This window comes from Nonomuraea antri (assembly GCF_013283785.1).
Taxonomy (GTDB): domain Bacteria; phylum Actinomycetota; class Actinomycetes; order Streptosporangiales; family Streptosporangiaceae; genus Nonomuraea; species Nonomuraea antri.
This window is the reverse complement of sequence record NZ_JABCPZ010000036.1, coordinates 1-14,339: the sequence shown is the minus strand read 5'-3', so window position 1 is coordinate 14,339 and position 14,339 is coordinate 1. Positions and strand designations below refer to the sequence as shown.

Sequence of the window (14,339 nt, the reverse complement as noted above, 5' to 3'; positions counted from 1 at the left end):
GTCCGCTGCCATACCCCGGAATGACCAGGCTGAAAGGGGAGAGAATCGGTGGACGAGGAGTTGTTCGGGCCCATGCGGCGCCTCGTGCGGGAGGCGCTCGACGGAGACGACGTCGCCGACGACGACAATTTCTTCGAACTGGGCGGAAACTCGTTCATGGCCGTGGAACTGGTCGACCGCGTGCACCACGAGTTCGGCGTCAAGATGGACCTCGGCGACTTCTTCGCCGACCCCACGGTCAGCGGGCTCGTGGCCGCGCTCGCGGAGGCGCGCCATGGCTGACCTGTGGTCGCTGGTGACCGGTCACCCGCCGGAGCGGGCGGCGGTGACCGGTCTGCACGACCTCACCTACGCGGACCTCATCGGCCGGGTGGAGGCCGTCACCCCCGAGCTGGGCCGCCGCGCCGCGGCGGGCGACGTGGTGGCGCTGGAGGTGACCGCGCCCGAGACCGCACTGGTCGGGATGCTGGCCGCGCTACGGCTGGGCATGGCCTTCCTGCCGCTCGACACGACCATGCCGGCCGCCCGGCGGCGTCAGGTGCTGGAGTCCGCCGGGGCGCGCGCCGTGCTCACCGAGACGGGGCCCTTCGCCCTGCGCGTGTCCCGGGTCGCGGACCCCGGACCGGCGTGGCCGCTCGCCGACCCCGGCTACGTGATGTTCACCTCGGGCTCCACCGGCCGGCCCAAGGGCGTGCACGTCTCCGCCCGGGCGCTGGCGGAGCGGCTCGACGGCCTGCGCCGGGTTCCCGGCTTCGGCGCCGACCACTCGTTCCTCGCGCTGACCGCCGTCTCCTTCGACATCGCGCTCGCGGAGACGCTGCTGCCGATGGTCACCGGTGGCAGCGTCGTCGCCGTGGACCGGCGCGCCCGCGTGGACACGGACCGCTTCGGCGCCGCCGTGGAGACCTACCGGCCCGCCGTCGTGCAGGCGACCCCCTCGTTCTGGCGGCTCATGCTGGCGTCGGGCTGGTCCGGCCGGCGCGGGCTCACGCTGTGGTGCGGCGGTGAGCCGATGACGAAGTCCCTGGCACAGGCGCTGCTGCCGTGCGGTGACGAGCTGTGGAACCTGTACGGCCCCACCGAGGCGACCATCTGGGCCACCGCCTGGCGGGTGTCGCCTGACCACGAGATCTCCCTGGGCGAGCCCCTGCCCGGCACGACGCTGCGGCTCTTCGATGGCGACCGCCAAGTGACTGGGCCGGGGACGGCGGGCGAGATCGTCCTGTCGGGGGCCGGCCTCGCCGACGGCTATCTCGGCGCCGGCCCCGAGCAGGACCCCAGGTTCGCCGCCAGGGGCACGGACGCCGCGCCCGCGTACGGCACCGGTGACCGCGCCCGCTACCGGGCCGACCGTTCGCTGGAGTTCCTCGGCCGGTCGGACACGCAGGTGAAGCTCCGGGGCCACCGGATCGAGCTGGGCGAGATCGAGGCGGTGCTCGAGGAGCACCCGTCGGTGGTGGACGCGATCGTCGTGCTCGTGGCGGGCGACCGGCACGACGGCGGCACACTGGCGGCGGCCGTCACCACGCGCGGCCAGGTCACCACCCGCGAACTGCGCCGATGGCTGGCCGACCGGCTGCCCGCCCCGATGTTGCCGCGCAGCCTGCACCTGGCCGGGTCGCTGCCCCGCACGACCGCGGGAAAGCTCGACCGGGTGCGCATCGCCGAGACCCTGACACCGAGGAGCGCCACGCATGACCACGGCCGTTGACGAGTTCCTGCCCGCGCTGCTGGACCTGTGGCGGGAGCTGCTGGAACAGCCCGAGGCCGGCCAGGACACGGACTTCTTCTACGCGGGCGGCACGTCGATCCACGCGGTCCGATTGCTGCAGCGCGCGCGGACGGCGTTCGGGCTGCGGATCCCGCTCGACGCCCTGATCACCGCACCGACGCCGCGGCTGTTCGCCGAGCGTCTGGCGGAGCTGCGGGACACAGATGCCTAAGGGGAAGCTCGCCGCGATGACCGGACCGCTGGACGGGGCGCGAGCGCGGGTCGCGGCGGCCGTCGGCCCCGGCGGACGGCTGGGCGTGCAGGTGTACGTGTCCCTGCGCGGGCGGCCCGTGTGGCATGAGGCGTTCGGCGAGTTCCTGGCCGACGAGCCGCTGACCGTGGAGCACCGCATGCCGTGGATGTGCGCGGGCAAACCGCTGACGGTCATCGCCCTCGCCCGCCTCTTCGACCGCGGCCGGCTCGTCACCGGGATGCGGGTCGGCGACGTCATCCCCGAGTTCGCGACCGGCGGCAAGCAGGACGTGACGCTCGACCATCTCCTGACGCACACGGTGGTCTACGAGAGCGGGGGCGAGCCTCCCTGGGGGCTGGACCGTGCGGCGGCGCTGCGCCACGTCTGCCGGGCCACGATCGCCGCCCCTCCGGGAGAGCGGGCCGCGTACGAGGCGATGAGCTCCTGGCTGGTGCTCTCCGAGGTGATCCAGCGGGTCACCGGCCGCGACTACCACGACGTCATCCGCGAGGACGTCCTGGACGAGCTGGGCATGTCCCGGACCGTGGCGTTCCTGGGGCCGGGCTTCGACCGGGACGACGTTCCGGTGCCCGAGGGGGCGTTGTCCGAGCGGACGGCGGAGGGCGAACTGCGCACGCAGATCTCGTTCCCCGACGAGGAGCGGTGGCCGGGCACCGAGATGTGGGGCCCCGTGGCGGAGCTGGCGCGGCCACTCGAAGCGATCGCGGCGGGCGGGGTGTGGAACGGCACGCGGCTGCTGTCCGAGCAGGCCGTCGAGCACTTCTGCGCGCCGCTCCGGGTGGGGCTGGCCGACGAGTACTTCCAGGGGCTGGACCTGAGCTGGAGCCGAGGGTTCTGCACCGAGCCCGGCTGGTTCGGGGCCCCCTCCGGCGCCAGGATCGTGGGGCACACCGGATACGTGACCGTCCTGTCGGTCGCCGACCTCGACCGCGGGCTGGTGATCGCGTTCGTGGCCAACACCACCGTACGCGAGCCGTTGCTGCGCGGCCTGGCGAACCTGCTGGTCACGGACGTGTACCAGGCGCTGGCCGGGCAGTGAGGGCGGCGGCCCCGGCGACCGGGCCGCCGCCCGTCACAGGCGGCGGGCCATCAGCAGCCCGTCGCCGATCGGCAGCAGCACGATCTCCACCCGGTCGTCCTCGCGCGCCATGGCGTTGAACTCCACCACGGCCCGCACGTCGGCGGAATCACCCGGGCTCAGGACCCGCCCGCCCCGCAGCGCGTTGTCCACGAAGATCAGGCCGCCCGGCCGCGTCCGGACGACGATCTCCTCCCAGTACGTCGGGTAGCCGGTCTTGTCCGCGTCGATGAAGGCCAGGTCGATCCCGGGCTCGGCGGGAAGCTCGCGCAGCCTCTCCTCGGCCCGGCCGACCCGCAACTCGATGCGGCCGAGCACGCCGCCCTCCGCCCAGAACCTGCGTGCCACGCCGGTGTACTCGGCCGAGGTGTCGAAGCAGGTCAGCCTCCCGTCCTGGGGCAGCCCGCGGGCGATGGCCAGCGCGGAGTAGCCGGTGAACGTGCCGACCTCGACGGCGTGCCCGGCCCCGCACACCTTGGTCATGAGGGTGAGGAACCTGGCCTGTTCCGGAGAGATCATCATGCCCGCGTCGTCGGGGAACCGCTCGCGGGTTTCCGCGGTCAGCCGCTTGGCCACGTCGTCGGGCTCGCTGCCGTGGGCGACGACGTAGGCGTGCAGCTCATTGCTGAGAGTGAAGGTTTTGGGGGACACGGAGGCGACGCTAACCCCGATCGCGGCGTCTCAAAAGGCTTCGCGCAGCGCGGGGGCGACCTCTCGCGCGACCAGCTCCACCGTCGTCCAGTCGATCGGGGGCCTGGCGCCGAGCACGAAGTCACCGACCCCGAGCTCCCGGTAGACGCGCAGGTCCTCGGCGCACCGCTCGGGCGTGCCGAAGGTCAGGTACTCCCGCAGGACCTCCGGCGGCAGCGTCGCGGAGAGCCGGGCGCGACGGCGCCGTGCCTCGCTCTCGTCGCCGGCCAGCGCCGCCCGGAACGTCACCGATTTGCGGATCTCGCCGGGGTCGCGGCCGGCGTCCCGGCAGTGGCGGGCCAGCCGCGCCAGCTTCTCCCGGTACTCGCCGGGGTCGGACACGATCGTGTTCCACACGTCCGCGTGGCGGGCGGCGATCCGCAGGATCTCGTCGCTCTCGCCGCCGATCACCAGCGGGAGACGCCGCTGCACCGGTGGCGGCTGGAGGTGGGCGCGGTCGAGGCGGTAGTGCGTCCCGGCGAAGGACGACTCACGGCCGCTCCACAGCCCGCGCAGCACCTCGCATGCCTCGTCGAGCATCTCCAGCCGGGCCGGGCGGCGGGGGAGATCGATGGCGTACTGCTCGTAGCCCAGGTCGGGGCCGCCGGCCCCCATGCCGAACTCCAGCCGGCCCCCCGAGATGTGATCGACGGTGGCCGCCACGGCCGCCGTGATCGCCGGATGCCGCCAGGTCACCGCCGAGACCAGCATGACGCAGCGGATCCGGCTCGTGCTCGCGGCCATCGCGGCGAGCAGGGTCGTGCCCTCGAAACAGGGCCCGGCGGGGCCGCCCAGCGGTGGCCGGAGATGGTCGAAGACCGACAGAAGGTCGAAGCCGAGCTCCTCGGCACGCCGCCACAGCTCGCGGCATTCGTCGATGCTCCGATACTGCTGGCCAGAGTGCAGCCCGAAACGGATCCCGGTGTCGTGCATATGCGTTTTCTCGCCTCGCTTTTTCTGGAGAAGGGAGATAGGAAGATTGTTCGCCGATTCTCGATGCCTGCGAGCGAACGGGTGAGATATGTCAGCTCCGGAAATTCCCGCGGCGGACTGGGCGTGGCTGGTGGCCCGTGACGCCTGGCCGGTCCACGCGCTGCTGCGCGACTGTGACGCCCACCAGGCGGCCCGATGGGGCTCTCCGCGGCCGGTGCGCCGGTTGGCGCGCACCGAGCAACTGGTCGCCGAAGGCGCCGTGCACCTGCTGATGGCCGGCGACGAGATCGCCGGCTCCTTCACCCTCACCCGGCCGCGCGCCGAGCCCGGCGACCGTCCGGCCAACCTCAGCCGCCTGTGCGTGGCACCCCGGCTGATCGATGCGGGGCGGCTCATCGGCGTACGGTGCGTGCGCAGGGCCGTCGAGCTGGCCGTCGCGTCGGGCGCCGGCGAACTGCTGGCCGAGGCCAACCCCGACCTCGCGGACACCCTCGCGCTGCTGCGCGGCCTGGGGTTCGTCCAGTCCGGCCCGGTCGGGTCGGACGGCCCCCGGCGTTTCGTGAGCCTCAGGAAGCCGCTGCGCCCGGTCATGACGGCGTCGAGAGCAGCTTCGCGACCGCGTCGGCCACGCTCCTGACGGTCCTGAACGTCTGAGCGTTGATCATCTCCGAGGGGAAGGAGACCGAAAGGTTCTCCTCCACGTCGACCATGAGGGCGACCATGCGCAGCGACCCGAACCCGAGGTCGGAGAGCGCGGTGTCGGGACCCACCAGCCGGGACTCGTGCTCATCCGCGATGTGCCGGCGGACGGCGGCGGTGATCTCGTCGATGCATTCATCCATATCGACGCTTACTAACAGCCGTGCGGATTCCCCGTCAATGATGGGATGCGGTGCCGGAGAATGCTTGTCCGGCGGCCCGGCTTTCTTGCAGAGTGAGGTGGTCATCGATTTTACGTGTTCGCCGGAAAAGGAGTCCCAGGCGTGAGTCATGGCGAATTCGTGGAAAGTCCGGACGACCCGCATGCGCGGCTCAGGGACGGGCTGCTGCGTGACGGCTCGGGCCTGCCACGCGTCGGCCCGGCCCCGGCCGTCCGGTCCGGCCCGGTGCCCGCGGACGGCCTGCTCGCCGACCTGGCGGAGACGGGCCTCGCCCTGCGCCGCTTCGACCGGCCGCTGACCAACGGCGAATTCCGCGAGCTCGGCGCGGCGCTGGGCAGCCCCATGGCCGAGACCGACCCCGCGGTGCAGCCGTTCGTCGAGGACCGGGTCGTGCTCAACCTGATCAGCTCGCACGAGGAGACCATGGACGCGAGCCTGCAGCCGTTCGCGGCCAACTACCTGTCCCTGCACAGCGAGAGCAGCGGCCGGCCGGTGGCGGAACAGCCGCGCTACCTCGCGCTCATGTGCCGCGAGCCCGGCGACGATCCCGGGGCCGCGCTGACCGTGCTGACCCCCATGGCGAGCGTCGCCGGGCGGCTGACGGAGGACGAACTGGCGATCCTGCGGGCCACCCGCTACCGGCACGGCGACCCCCGGCTGAGGCTCACGCGGACGGAGAACGGCCGGCCGGTCTTCTCCTTCCGGGACTTCATGGCGCAGCCGCTGGAGTGGGTCACCGAGGCGGACGCCGCTGCGGAAGAGGTGAACGCCGCCATCGGCGCGCTGCTGGCCGCCATGTACGACCCCGGCCCCGCCACGGCCGTCCAGTGGGAGCCCGGACTGCTCGTCGTCTTCGACAACCGGGTCTTCTTCCACGGCCGCACCGCCCGGCCCCACCCCGCCACCCGTCGCCGGCACCTCAAACGCCTGCGCATCGTGGGGCGGCCGGTGACCTGAGGCCGTTCGGGACCGCGTCAGCGCACGCCGAACCCCGTCACCGTACGCCGAGCCCTCGTCAGCGCACGCCGAGCGCCCAGACCTGTTCCAGGCGGGCGCCCCTCAGCGTCTTCGGCCGCGGCGCGTCCATGCCCAGGTCCAGGACCGAGCAGCCATGGTCGACGGCGTACCGCAACGGAGCGTGCACCAGCAACTCGGTGTAGACGAGATGCCGCTCCTCAGGTTCGTCGGCCAGCCCGATCTCGTACAGTTCGACCCGCCGGCCGCGCCGGGCGACGAAGGACACACCGGCCATCCGCCCCCGGCCGTCGCGCACGACCAGCGCGCGGAACTCGTCGGCGTCGCCCGCCGCCCACTCCCGCAGCCTCAGCTCGATCAACGCCGGGTGGTCGGCCACGTCGTGCCGCGCCTTGACCAGGGCGATCAGCGGCGCGGCCTCCCCGAGGACGCCGAGCGGGTCGGCCCGGTCCGCGCGCAGCCCCAGCGCGTCGAGCCGCGCGCCCTCCTGGCGGATGCGGTATCTGCGCTTCTTGTCGAGCGTGGCCACGTACTCGTCCACGGAGCCGCCGGCCACGTCGATGATCGCGTTGGCGGACAGCGGGGCGAACACGGCGGCGGGCCCCAGCGCGTGGCGGAAGAGCTCGAAGTCCCCGGGCCGGAGGTAGAGGCTCACCGGCTCCAGCCCCTCATCGAGGCACGCGTCGAACGCGGCCCGCACGAGCCGACGGCCGACGGCCTCACGCCGCGCCGGCTCGTCGGCCGCGCTGAGCGTCACCCCCGACAGGAGGTCCACGCACCCGCCGACGTGACACCACCTCCGCGCGTCGTCGGGCGAGGAGCCCCAGAGGGACGGGGCGACCACCCGGGGATCCCAGCTCGGATCGCCTGCCGTCGCGCTCGTCCAGCGGTACATCCCCAGCAGCCCGACGACCCTCGCGCCCCGTCGCGCGACCGCCCAGCGGGTGTGCCGTCGCCGGTCACGGCTCACCGCGCGAAGCCGCGACGGCGAGAGCGCGAGCCCGGCCGCCGTCCAGTCACTGAACTCCAGGACGTCCTGGGCGTCCTCCGGCTCCACGACCTCGATGACCAGGGACGGGTCGTCCGTACGCGGGAGGGGAGTGTGCATGCGGTCCGTCCTGTACGGGAAACGGGGATCGGGGAGGCCACCGTAGCCTCCGCTCCACGAAAGCGGCCATGGCCACCGTCGGAAGCGCACCACCCGAGGCGCCGGCCCTTCGCGGTGGCGTCCTCATCCCTCATCGGGAACGCGCCCGCGCACCTCAGCCGTAAGTGGTGAGCCGGCAGTCCGAGAGGGGTGACATGGGCCGGCTTGACCTCGCTAGGACAACTGACCTAGGGTCCGTTAGGTCAAGCGTCCTAGTGGGCGGGCGTGGTCGAAGGAGGGGCTGATGAGTGGCGCGGCGACCCGTGACCAGATCGTCGAGTCCGCGGACCGGCTGTTCTACCACCGCGGCTACGAGCACACCTCGTTCGCCGACATCGCCGCGGCGGTGGGCCTGTCGCGCGGCAACTTCTATTACCACTTCAAGTCCAAGGACGCGATCCTGGACGCGGTGATCGAATCCCGGCTGGCCGGCACCCGGCGGATGCTGGAGCAGTGGGAGGACGAGCAGCCGACGCCAGGCGGCCGCATCCTGCGGTTCGTCGAGATCGTGCTGACCAACGGCCCGGACATCCGGCGGTACGGCTGCCCGGTCGGCACCTTGAACACCGAGCTCGCCAAGCTCGACCACACCCTGCGGGATCAGGCCCGGCGGCTGTTCACGCTGTTCCGCGACTGGCTGCGCGAGCAGTTCACGCTGCTGGGGCACGCCGAGCAGGCCGACGAGCTGGCCATGCACGTGCTCGCCTTCAGCCAGGGCGTCGCGGTGCTGTCCCAGGCCTTCGGCGACGAGGAATTCGTCCGGCGCGAGGTCGACCGGATGCGCGACTGGCTGAGCGCCTACGAGAAACGAGAGATCTGATGTTCGTGGTCCTGCTGCGGTTCGCCGAGAACAAGGACGCCGCCGGCCGGCACCTGAGCGGCCACCAGGAGTGGATCGAGCGCGGCCTGGACGACGGCGTGTTCCTGCTGGTAGGCAGCATCCTGCCGGGCCTCGGCGGCGCGGTTCTGGCGCACGGCACCTCGCTCGCCGAGCTGGAGAAGCGGGTGAAGGAGGACCCCTTCGTGGCCGAGAACGTCGTCACCGCGGAGATCATCGAGATCGCGCCGGGCAGGGCGGACGAGCGGCTGGGGTTCCTGCTGTGACGCCACCGTTCATCGGCCCGGACGGCGAACCGCGCTGCCCCTGGAGCGGCGGCGCCCCGGAATTCCTCGCCTACCACGACACCGAGTGGGGATTCCCCGTCGCCGACGACACCCGGCTGTTCGAGAAGATCAGCCTGGAAGGCTTCCAGTCCGGTCTGAGCTGGCGCACCATCCTGGCCAAGCGCGAGAACTTCCGCGCCGCCTTCGCTGGCTTCGACATCGCCGCCGTCGCCGGGTTCGGCGAGCGCGACGTGGAGCGTCTGCTGCTGGACGCCGGCATCGTCCGTCATCGGGGCAAGATCGAGGCCGTCGTCAACAACGCCCGCCGCGCCGAAGAGCTGATCGAGCGCGAGGGAAGCCTCGCGGCCTTCGTCTGGCGCTACGAGCCCGACGACGGTGAGCTGCCCGAACCGCAGACCGTCTCGACGTCACCGGCCTCGATCGCGCTGTCGAAGGATCTGCGCAGGCAGGGCTGGAAGTTCGTCGGGCCTACCACCGTGTACGCGTTTCTGCAGGCGATTGGGCTGATCAACGATCACGTCGAGGAGTGCGTCATCCGGTCCGAGGCTGGGGCGGCTCGTGAGGCGTTCGTCCGGCCCCGACGGCGTATGGCCGCTATGTAGGGTCGCCGATCGCGGGCCGGAAGCTGACCGTGCGCTGGTTCCTGCCCGACCCGCTGGAAGTTCGGAACGTCTTGCAGGTGAAGCAGTGCACGGCGCCGACGTGCCGGCCCGAGCGGGGGCGGCGGGGCGGCACGTCGGCGCACCCGTGGCGCCCGTCACGGGGCCGAGGGGTGAAGGTTACGGTCAGGCTATCCAGCGACACCCGCGCGGGGATCGGTCAGCGTGGCCATCGTTTCGAGCAGCGTCGTGTAGACGGGTCCGGGTTCAACGGGTTCCTCCCAGCTCGGCTCTTCCCCGGCCGCCGGATCGGGTTCCGCCGATGGGAAGAACAGCCACCACAGGTTGCGCCACGGGTCGAGGAACCGGGCGATGCCGTACCCGCCGTAGAAGGGAGACGCCGGAGTGACGACGGTCGCGCCGCGTTCGACCGCTCGGCGCAGCGTCTCCTCGGGGTCGGCGACGTACACCTGGGTCAGGGCCGGGGTGAACGGCCAGCCGGCCTTGCGGTCGGCGACCATGAGCAACGAGTTGCCGATCTTGACCTCGGCGTGGATCAGCGTTCCGTCTTCGGCGTAGAAGTCAGGGGTGCGGGCTTCCTCCCGCTCGGTCGCGTCGAAGACGGCGACGAGGAAGTCGATGAAAGGCGCGGCTCCGTCGACGACGACGAATCCGTTGACGGTGTTCTCGCCCTGAGGTTCGGGATCTTGCTTGGTCTTCTGCATACCGTGAGGCTAGAGACGATCGCGGTCAGATTCGTGCCGCGATGGAATCGGTCCGAAGGACGCCTTTCTGGGCGGTGTTCAGTGCTCGTGGCCGCCGGGGGTGATCAGTCCCGTCTCGTACGCCAGCACGACGAGCTGCGTCCGGTCGCGCGCGCCGAGCTTGGTCAGCAGCCGTCCGACATGGGTGCGGGCGGTCGCCGGGCTGATCGACAGCCGCCGGCCGATCTCGGCGTTGCCGCGTCCCGCGCCGACCTCCGCCAGCACCTCCCGTTCCCGGTCGGTCAGCACGTCGAGCCGCGCCGCGGCCTCAGGGCGGGCACCTGCCGCGGCGGCACGCATGACGCGGCGGGTCACAGCGGGCGACAGCAGCGCGTCCCCGCCCGCGACCACGCGCACCGCCTCGCGCATGCCCTCCGGCGTGGTGTCCTTGAGCAGGAACCCGGCGGCTCCGGCCCGCAGCGCCTCGTGCAGGTTGTCATCGGTGTCGAACGTCGTGAGCACGATGACCTGGACGTGCCGCAGGTCTGGATCTGCGGTGATGTGCCGGGTGGCGTCCAGGCCGTCGCGTCCCGGCATGCGGATGTCCATGAGCACCACGTCGGGACGGAGGCGGCCGACCAGCTCCACGCCTTCGTCGGCGCTTCCCGCGTCACCGGCGACGGTGATGTCCTCGGCGCGGTCGAGCAGCAGCCGCAGTCCCTCCCTGACCAGGTGCTGGTCGTCCACGATCACCACCCGGATCATGCCGGGTCCCGCAGCGGGATGCCGGCCTCGACCAGGAAACCGCCGTCCGGCGGTGAGGACGTGCGCAGGTCGCCGCCCAGCAGCGTCAGCCGTTCGCGCATGCCGGCCAGCCCCCAGCCGGGCCGGCCGGCGCCCTGATCGCCGCGTCCGTCGCCGCGTCCGTCGCCGCGTCCGTCGCCGCGTCCGTCGTCGCGGACGCGCAGCAGCAGCTCGTCGGCGCCGTAGTCGAGGTCGATGCGGACGGCCCGCGCCGCGGCATGCCGGAGAACGTTGCTCAGCGCCTCCTGAACCACCCGGTAGGCGGTCGCGTCCGAGATCGCGGGCAGCCGTACCGACGGGCCGGAGACGCGTACCTCGATGTCGAGCCCCGCCGCGGCGGCCGTGTCCACGAGCGCGCCGAGCCGGTCCAGACCGGGAACCGGGCCGTCTCCGTCTCCGTCGCTCCCGGTGCTCCCGGTGCTCCCGGTGCCCGCGTTGGCGCCGCGCAGCGCCTTGAGCGTCATCCGCAGCTCGCGGTTGACGTCGGCGCAGGCGGCGCGGGCCGCCGCGAGCGACCGTTCGGCCACGTCGGGGGCGTCGCGCAGCGACTCGCGTGCCGCGTCGGTGTGCAGCGAGATCACCGACACCGTGTGCGCGAGCAGGTCGTGCAGGTCCCTGGCGATGCGCAGGCGCTGGCCTTCCAGCCGCCTGGCCGCCTCGCGTTCGCGTTCCAGCGCCGCCGCGTGCTCGCGTCTGGCCAGCTCGGCCCGCCAGCCTCGGCGGGCGCGCACGGCGTCGCCCAGCGCGATGGCGGTGGCCATCAGCCCGACGGTGGTCACGCTCTCGAAGCCGAGCACGTACGCCGGGTCGTCCCCCTCGGCGATCCGCTGCGTGGTCGAGACGGCGAGCAGGACGGCCGCCGTCCCGATGGACCAGCGGAGCCTGCCCTGCTCGGCGGCGGAGAACAACGCCGCTCCCAGCGGCGCGGCCAGGCCGATCGGCGGGTACGACAGCCGGTAGTACACGATCAGGGCGGCGGCCGTGGCGAGGAGCGTCGCGACCGGCCAGCGGCGCCGGACGAACATGAGCCCGGCCAGCAGCCCGCCGAACGCGTACGCCGCCGGCCCCGGCCCGGCCGAGGCGTTCCCGACGTCCGCGGTGACGGCGGTGCCGACGACGACCAGCACCAGCATGGCCAGGGCGAGATCGGCCGCGATACCGCGCGCCTCGGACGGTTCGCCGTGCATGATGTCGTTCGTACTCTTCGCCCGCTTCCGTGACGTCTGCTCTGGTCAGTCTCGCGGGTGCGGACGGAAGCCCGGCACGATCCTGCTGATCACCCAGGCCGCCGCGCCGACCGCCGCACCCGTCCCGAGGCCGGTCGCCAGGCTGCTGAGCAGCGCGAACCCGCGCAGCAGCAGCCCCTCAGCGGCCGGCGACAGCGCACCGGCGAGCGTGCCGCCGAGGCGCGGCGGTTCGCCGCCGAACGACGCGTCCCAGAGGAGCTGATGGGTCACGCCGAGCAGGACGCCGTGGACGGCCCCCACGGCGAGCAGCGTCAGGAACGGGTTCGGCACCCGCCGCCACAACACCACGGCCGCCCAGACCGCGATCGGGACGAACACCAGCAACGCGTTCACCGCCGGCCCGGCGAGCCGCAGGTCGTGCGCGACCACGCGCGGCACGCCGAGCGCGGCCAGCCCCAGGATCGCCCACGCGGACAGGCCCAGCCGCCGCCGCCTCACGACGCACTCCCGGCGGCCCCGGGCAGGGCGGCGACGGCCGGTGCGGCGGGTCTGGGGGCGGCGGGGGACGATCGGTGTCGCATCGCATCTCACTCACGGGCTCGCAACGGTTCGGACCCTGGTCACGCTAGGGAACCGGGGTCCGGCCCGTCGTCGGCCCGAAGTCGCGACCGCCGTACGCGTCTCGACGTACGCCTCAGCGGCCCTGTCGCGGCGGCCTGTCACAGCGGCCCTGTCTCGGCAGCCGGTCACACCGCCCGGTCACGCTGGCCGGTCACACCGGCTGGTCACACCGGCCGTCACGGCGAAGGCGGGATGGTGGTGGACGGCCGCGCACCCGAACGCGATGACCACGCCTGAACCGGTACGCCACGGGCGCTGGCTCGATCTCCGCCCTCCCGTCGATCGGCCGGCCGGCGGCGAACCCGCGCACGCGCGACGAGGACGTCCGCCGCTGGTGGGGCCGCCACAGCGGTCAGACCTTATCCCTTCGAGAGGTCGTGGACGATCATCAGGTCCGTCCTCCACCGGCAAGCGCATCGGGATCGGTCGCCAACGGTCTGCGGGCCGTTCCGACACGGCGGCGATAGCCGATGGTTATGGCCACAGGTATTGGACGGCCGGAGCCCGTCCTGATCAGCATGGGTCCCTCTGACGACGGCGCAGGAGGAAGATCCATGACTGACGATCCCCAGATGTCCAGACGCGGAGTTCTCGCCACCGGTACCGCGGGGCTGGTGGCCCTGGCGGCGGCCGGGGTGGCGACCGCCGCGCCCGCCTCGGCCAACACCCAGAATCCGCCCGAACCGTCCACCGGACGAGCTGATCGCCGGGGCCGGTTCGCCCGCAAGGTGGTGCTGATCACCGGAGCGACGTCCGGCATCGGTCAGGCGACGGCGTACGAGATGGCCAGGCAAGGCGCTCACGTGTTCTTCTGCGGACGGCGCGAAGAACTGGGCCGCCGGCACCAGCAGGCCATCAGGGCGTTCGGGGGAGAGGCCACGTACCTGCGGGCCGATGTGTCGAAGGAGTCCGATGTACGGGCTCTCGTCGACGCGTGCGTACGGCGCTACGGGCGGGTCGACATCGCCTTCAACAACGCCGGGATCGAAAGCCCGAAGGCCGCGCCCTTGCACGAGCAGTCCTTGAGCGACCTGGAGACCGTCTGGCGCGTCAACGCGGCGGGGGTGTTCCTCGCGATGAAGTACGAGATCCCGCACATGCTCCGGCAGGGCGCCGGGATCATCATCAACACCGCGTCCATCTCCGCCGAGGTGGGGTTCGCCACGATCGCGCCCTACAACGCGAGCAAGCACGCGGTCGCCTCGCTGACCAAGGTCGCCGCACTCGAATACGCCGCCAAGAACATCCGGATCAACGCGCTCGCGCCGGGCGCCGTCGACACGCCGATGTTGCGGCGCGCGGCCGAGGCCTTCGGGGTCACCTATGAGCAGATCGCCCAGGACTACCCGATCAAGCGCATCGTGCAACCGCAGGAGATGGCGCGGGTGGTGATGTGGCTGGCCTCCGACGACGCCACCGCCGTCCTCGGCACCGACATCGACGCCTCAGGCGGCTACCTCACCGGCTGACGCCCAGCGGCCGCCGGGCGCCGTCCCGACGTTCCTGGGGTCCCGACGTTCCCAGGATCGCCACGATCCCGGCGATCCGGCCCCGACGATCGCGGCGCGGCGCGCGGGCGGCGCGGGGCGGTGGCGGTGAGGGGCGGTGGC

The 14,339-nt window shown here is 72.4% G+C and carries 18 protein-coding genes; 10 read left to right on the top strand and 8 right to left on the bottom strand.

The features are described from left to right. Positions 1-48 precede the first annotated feature (48 nt). Genes HII36_RS14695 through HII36_RS14680 form a run of 4 tightly spaced genes read left to right on the top strand, consistent with a single transcriptional unit; the run spans position 49 to position 3,024 of the window. Positions 49-282: an acyl carrier protein gene (locus tag HII36_RS14695; RefSeq protein ID WP_173523721.1), complete on the top strand. Its 234-nt coding sequence runs from the start codon at positions 49-51 to the stop codon at positions 280-282. After that, on the top strand, positions 275-1,711 hold the full coding sequence (locus HII36_RS14690) for an AMP-binding protein (protein WP_173523720.1): 1,437 nt from the start codon (positions 275-277) through the stop codon (positions 1,709-1,711). Before HII36_RS14695 ends, HII36_RS14690 begins: the two co-directional genes overlap by 8 nt. After that, positions 1,695-1,943, top strand: a complete 249-nt coding sequence (locus tag HII36_RS14685) for a phosphopantetheine-binding protein (RefSeq protein ID WP_173523719.1) — start codon at positions 1,695-1,697, stop codon at positions 1,941-1,943. The genes HII36_RS14690 and HII36_RS14685 overlap by 17 nt, the downstream gene beginning before the upstream one ends. Positions 1,944-1,959: 16 nt before the next feature. Beyond that, positions 1,960-3,024: a serine hydrolase domain-containing protein gene (locus tag HII36_RS14680; protein WP_173523718.1), complete on the top strand. Its 1,065-nt coding sequence runs from the start codon at positions 1,960-1,962 to the stop codon at positions 3,022-3,024. 33 nt (positions 3,025-3,057) lie between these two features. Here the strand turns inward: HII36_RS14680 and HII36_RS14675 are convergent, their stop codons facing one another. Next, positions 3,058-3,714, bottom strand: a complete 657-nt coding sequence (locus HII36_RS14675) for an O-methyltransferase (RefSeq protein ID WP_173523717.1) — start codon at positions 3,712-3,714, stop codon at positions 3,058-3,060. A gap of 30 nt (positions 3,715-3,744) precedes the next feature. Beyond that, positions 3,745-4,686, bottom strand: a complete 942-nt coding sequence (locus tag HII36_RS14670; protein ID WP_173523716.1) for an LLM class flavin-dependent oxidoreductase — start codon at positions 4,684-4,686, stop codon at positions 3,745-3,747. An 88-nt stretch (positions 4,687-4,774) separates the two neighbouring features. Here HII36_RS14670 and HII36_RS14665 point away from each other — a divergent pair, with 88 nt between their 5' ends. Further along, on the top strand, positions 4,775-5,323 hold the full coding sequence (locus HII36_RS14665) for a hypothetical protein (RefSeq protein ID WP_217369529.1): 549 nt from the start codon (positions 4,775-4,777) through the stop codon (positions 5,321-5,323). Here HII36_RS14665 and HII36_RS14660 read toward each other — a convergent pair. Further along, positions 5,274-5,678: an acyl carrier protein gene (locus tag HII36_RS14660; RefSeq protein ID WP_173523715.1), complete on the bottom strand. Its 405-nt coding sequence runs from the start codon at positions 5,676-5,678 to the stop codon at positions 5,274-5,276. The two genes, HII36_RS14665 and HII36_RS14660, sit on opposite strands and share 50 nt — an antisense overlap. On the opposite strand from HII36_RS14660, the gene HII36_RS14655 reads away from it, so the two are divergent. Beyond that, positions 5,670-6,524 carry a TauD/TfdA family dioxygenase gene (locus HII36_RS14655; protein ID WP_173523714.1) on the top strand — a complete coding sequence of 285 codons (855 nt, stop codon included), beginning with the start codon at positions 5,670-5,672 and terminating at the stop codon, positions 6,522-6,524. The two genes, HII36_RS14660 and HII36_RS14655, sit on opposite strands and share 9 nt — an antisense overlap. Positions 6,525-6,582: 58 nt before the next feature. Here the strand turns inward: HII36_RS14655 and HII36_RS14650 are convergent, their stop codons facing one another. Next, on the bottom strand, positions 6,583-7,650 hold the full coding sequence (locus tag HII36_RS14650; protein ID WP_173523713.1) for a GNAT family protein: 1,068 nt from the start codon (positions 7,648-7,650) through the stop codon (positions 6,583-6,585). A gap of 283 nt (positions 7,651-7,933) precedes the next feature. Between HII36_RS14650 and HII36_RS14645 the strand changes: the two genes are divergently transcribed. Genes HII36_RS14645 through HII36_RS14635 form a run of 3 tightly spaced genes read left to right on the top strand, consistent with a single transcriptional unit; the run spans position 7,934 to position 9,416 of the window. Further along, complete coding sequence (locus HII36_RS14645) at positions 7,934-8,509, top strand: TetR/AcrR family transcriptional regulator (protein ID WP_173523712.1); 576 nt, start codon at positions 7,934-7,936, stop codon at positions 8,507-8,509. After that, a complete protein-coding gene (locus HII36_RS14640) occupies positions 8,509-8,793 on the top strand; it encodes a YciI family protein (protein ID WP_173523711.1) in 285 nt (94 codons plus the stop codon). Before HII36_RS14645 ends, HII36_RS14640 begins: the two co-directional genes overlap by 1 nt. Then, the gene (locus tag HII36_RS14635; RefSeq protein ID WP_173523710.1) at positions 8,790-9,416 is read left to right on the top strand and encodes a DNA-3-methyladenine glycosylase I; all 627 of its coding nucleotides are present in this window, start codon (positions 8,790-8,792) and stop codon (positions 9,414-9,416) included. Before HII36_RS14640 ends, HII36_RS14635 begins: the two co-directional genes overlap by 4 nt. A gap of 188 nt (positions 9,417-9,604) precedes the next feature. Here HII36_RS14635 and HII36_RS14630 read toward each other — a convergent pair whose 3' ends face one another. From HII36_RS14630 to HII36_RS14615, 4 genes are all read right to left on the bottom strand, one after another. After that, a complete protein-coding gene (locus tag HII36_RS14630) occupies positions 9,605-10,138 on the bottom strand; it encodes a VOC family protein (protein WP_173523709.1) in 534 nt (177 codons plus the stop codon). A gap of 78 nt (positions 10,139-10,216) precedes the next feature. After that, positions 10,217-10,882: a response regulator gene (locus HII36_RS14625; RefSeq protein WP_173523708.1), complete on the bottom strand. Its 666-nt coding sequence runs from the start codon at positions 10,880-10,882 to the stop codon at positions 10,217-10,219. Continuing rightward, positions 10,879-12,108, bottom strand: a complete 1,230-nt coding sequence (locus HII36_RS14620; RefSeq protein WP_173523707.1) for a sensor histidine kinase — start codon at positions 12,106-12,108, stop codon at positions 10,879-10,881. The genes HII36_RS14625 and HII36_RS14620 overlap by 4 nt, the downstream gene beginning before the upstream one ends. Positions 12,109-12,153: 45 nt before the next feature. After that, positions 12,154-12,606 (bottom strand): hypothetical protein, encoded by a 453-nt coding sequence (locus HII36_RS14615; protein WP_173523706.1) that lies wholly within the window; start codon positions 12,604-12,606, stop codon positions 12,154-12,156. Positions 12,607-13,283: 677 nt separating this feature from the next. Between HII36_RS14615 and HII36_RS14610 the strand changes: the two genes are divergently transcribed. Beyond that, on the top strand, positions 13,284-14,198 hold the full coding sequence (locus HII36_RS14610) for an SDR family NAD(P)-dependent oxidoreductase (protein ID WP_173523705.1): 915 nt from the start codon (positions 13,284-13,286) through the stop codon (positions 14,196-14,198). Positions 14,199-14,339: the final 141 nt, after the last annotated feature.

What these genes read in the sequence shown, in the direction of transcription:
- HII36_RS14690 (WP_173523720.1), top strand. Translation starts at nt 275, where the DNA reads ATGGCTGACCTGTGGTCGCTGGTGACCGGTCACCCGCCGGAGCGGGCG.
- HII36_RS14685 (WP_173523719.1), top strand. Translation starts at nt 1,695, where the DNA reads ATGACCACGGCCGTTGACGAGTTCCTGCCCGCGCTGCTGGACCTGTGG.
- HII36_RS14625 (WP_173523708.1), bottom strand. Translation starts at nt 10,882, where the DNA reads ATGATCCGGGTGGTGATCGTGGACGACCAGCACCTGGTCAGGGAGGGA.
- HII36_RS14610 (WP_173523705.1), top strand. Translation starts at nt 13,284, where the DNA reads ATGACTGACGATCCCCAGATGTCCAGACGCGGAGTTCTCGCCACCGGT.
- HII36_RS14645 (WP_173523712.1), top strand. Translation starts at nt 7,934, where the DNA reads ATGAGTGGCGCGGCGACCCGTGACCAGATCGTCGAGTCCGCGGACCGG.
- HII36_RS14650 (WP_173523713.1), bottom strand. Translation starts at nt 7,650, where the DNA reads ATGCACACTCCCCTCCCGCGTACGGACGACCCGTCCCTGGTCATCGAG.
- HII36_RS14620 (WP_173523707.1), bottom strand. Translation starts at nt 12,108, where the DNA reads ATGCACGGCGAACCGTCCGAGGCGCGCGGTATCGCGGCCGATCTCGCC.
- HII36_RS14665 (WP_217369529.1), top strand. Translation starts at nt 4,775, where the DNA reads ATGTCAGCTCCGGAAATTCCCGCGGCGGACTGGGCGTGGCTGGTGGCC.
- HII36_RS14630 (WP_173523709.1), bottom strand. Translation starts at nt 10,138, where the DNA reads ATGCAGAAGACCAAGCAAGATCCCGAACCTCAGGGCGAGAACACCGTC.
- HII36_RS14670 (WP_173523716.1), bottom strand. Translation starts at nt 4,686, where the DNA reads ATGCACGACACCGGGATCCGTTTCGGGCTGCACTCTGGCCAGCAGTAT.
- HII36_RS14640 (WP_173523711.1), top strand. Translation starts at nt 8,509, where the DNA reads ATGTTCGTGGTCCTGCTGCGGTTCGCCGAGAACAAGGACGCCGCCGGC.
- HII36_RS14660 (WP_173523715.1), bottom strand. Translation starts at nt 5,678, where the DNA reads ATGACTCACGCCTGGGACTCCTTTTCCGGCGAACACGTAAAATCGATG.
- HII36_RS14680 (WP_173523718.1), top strand. Translation starts at nt 1,960, where the DNA reads ATGACCGGACCGCTGGACGGGGCGCGAGCGCGGGTCGCGGCGGCCGTC.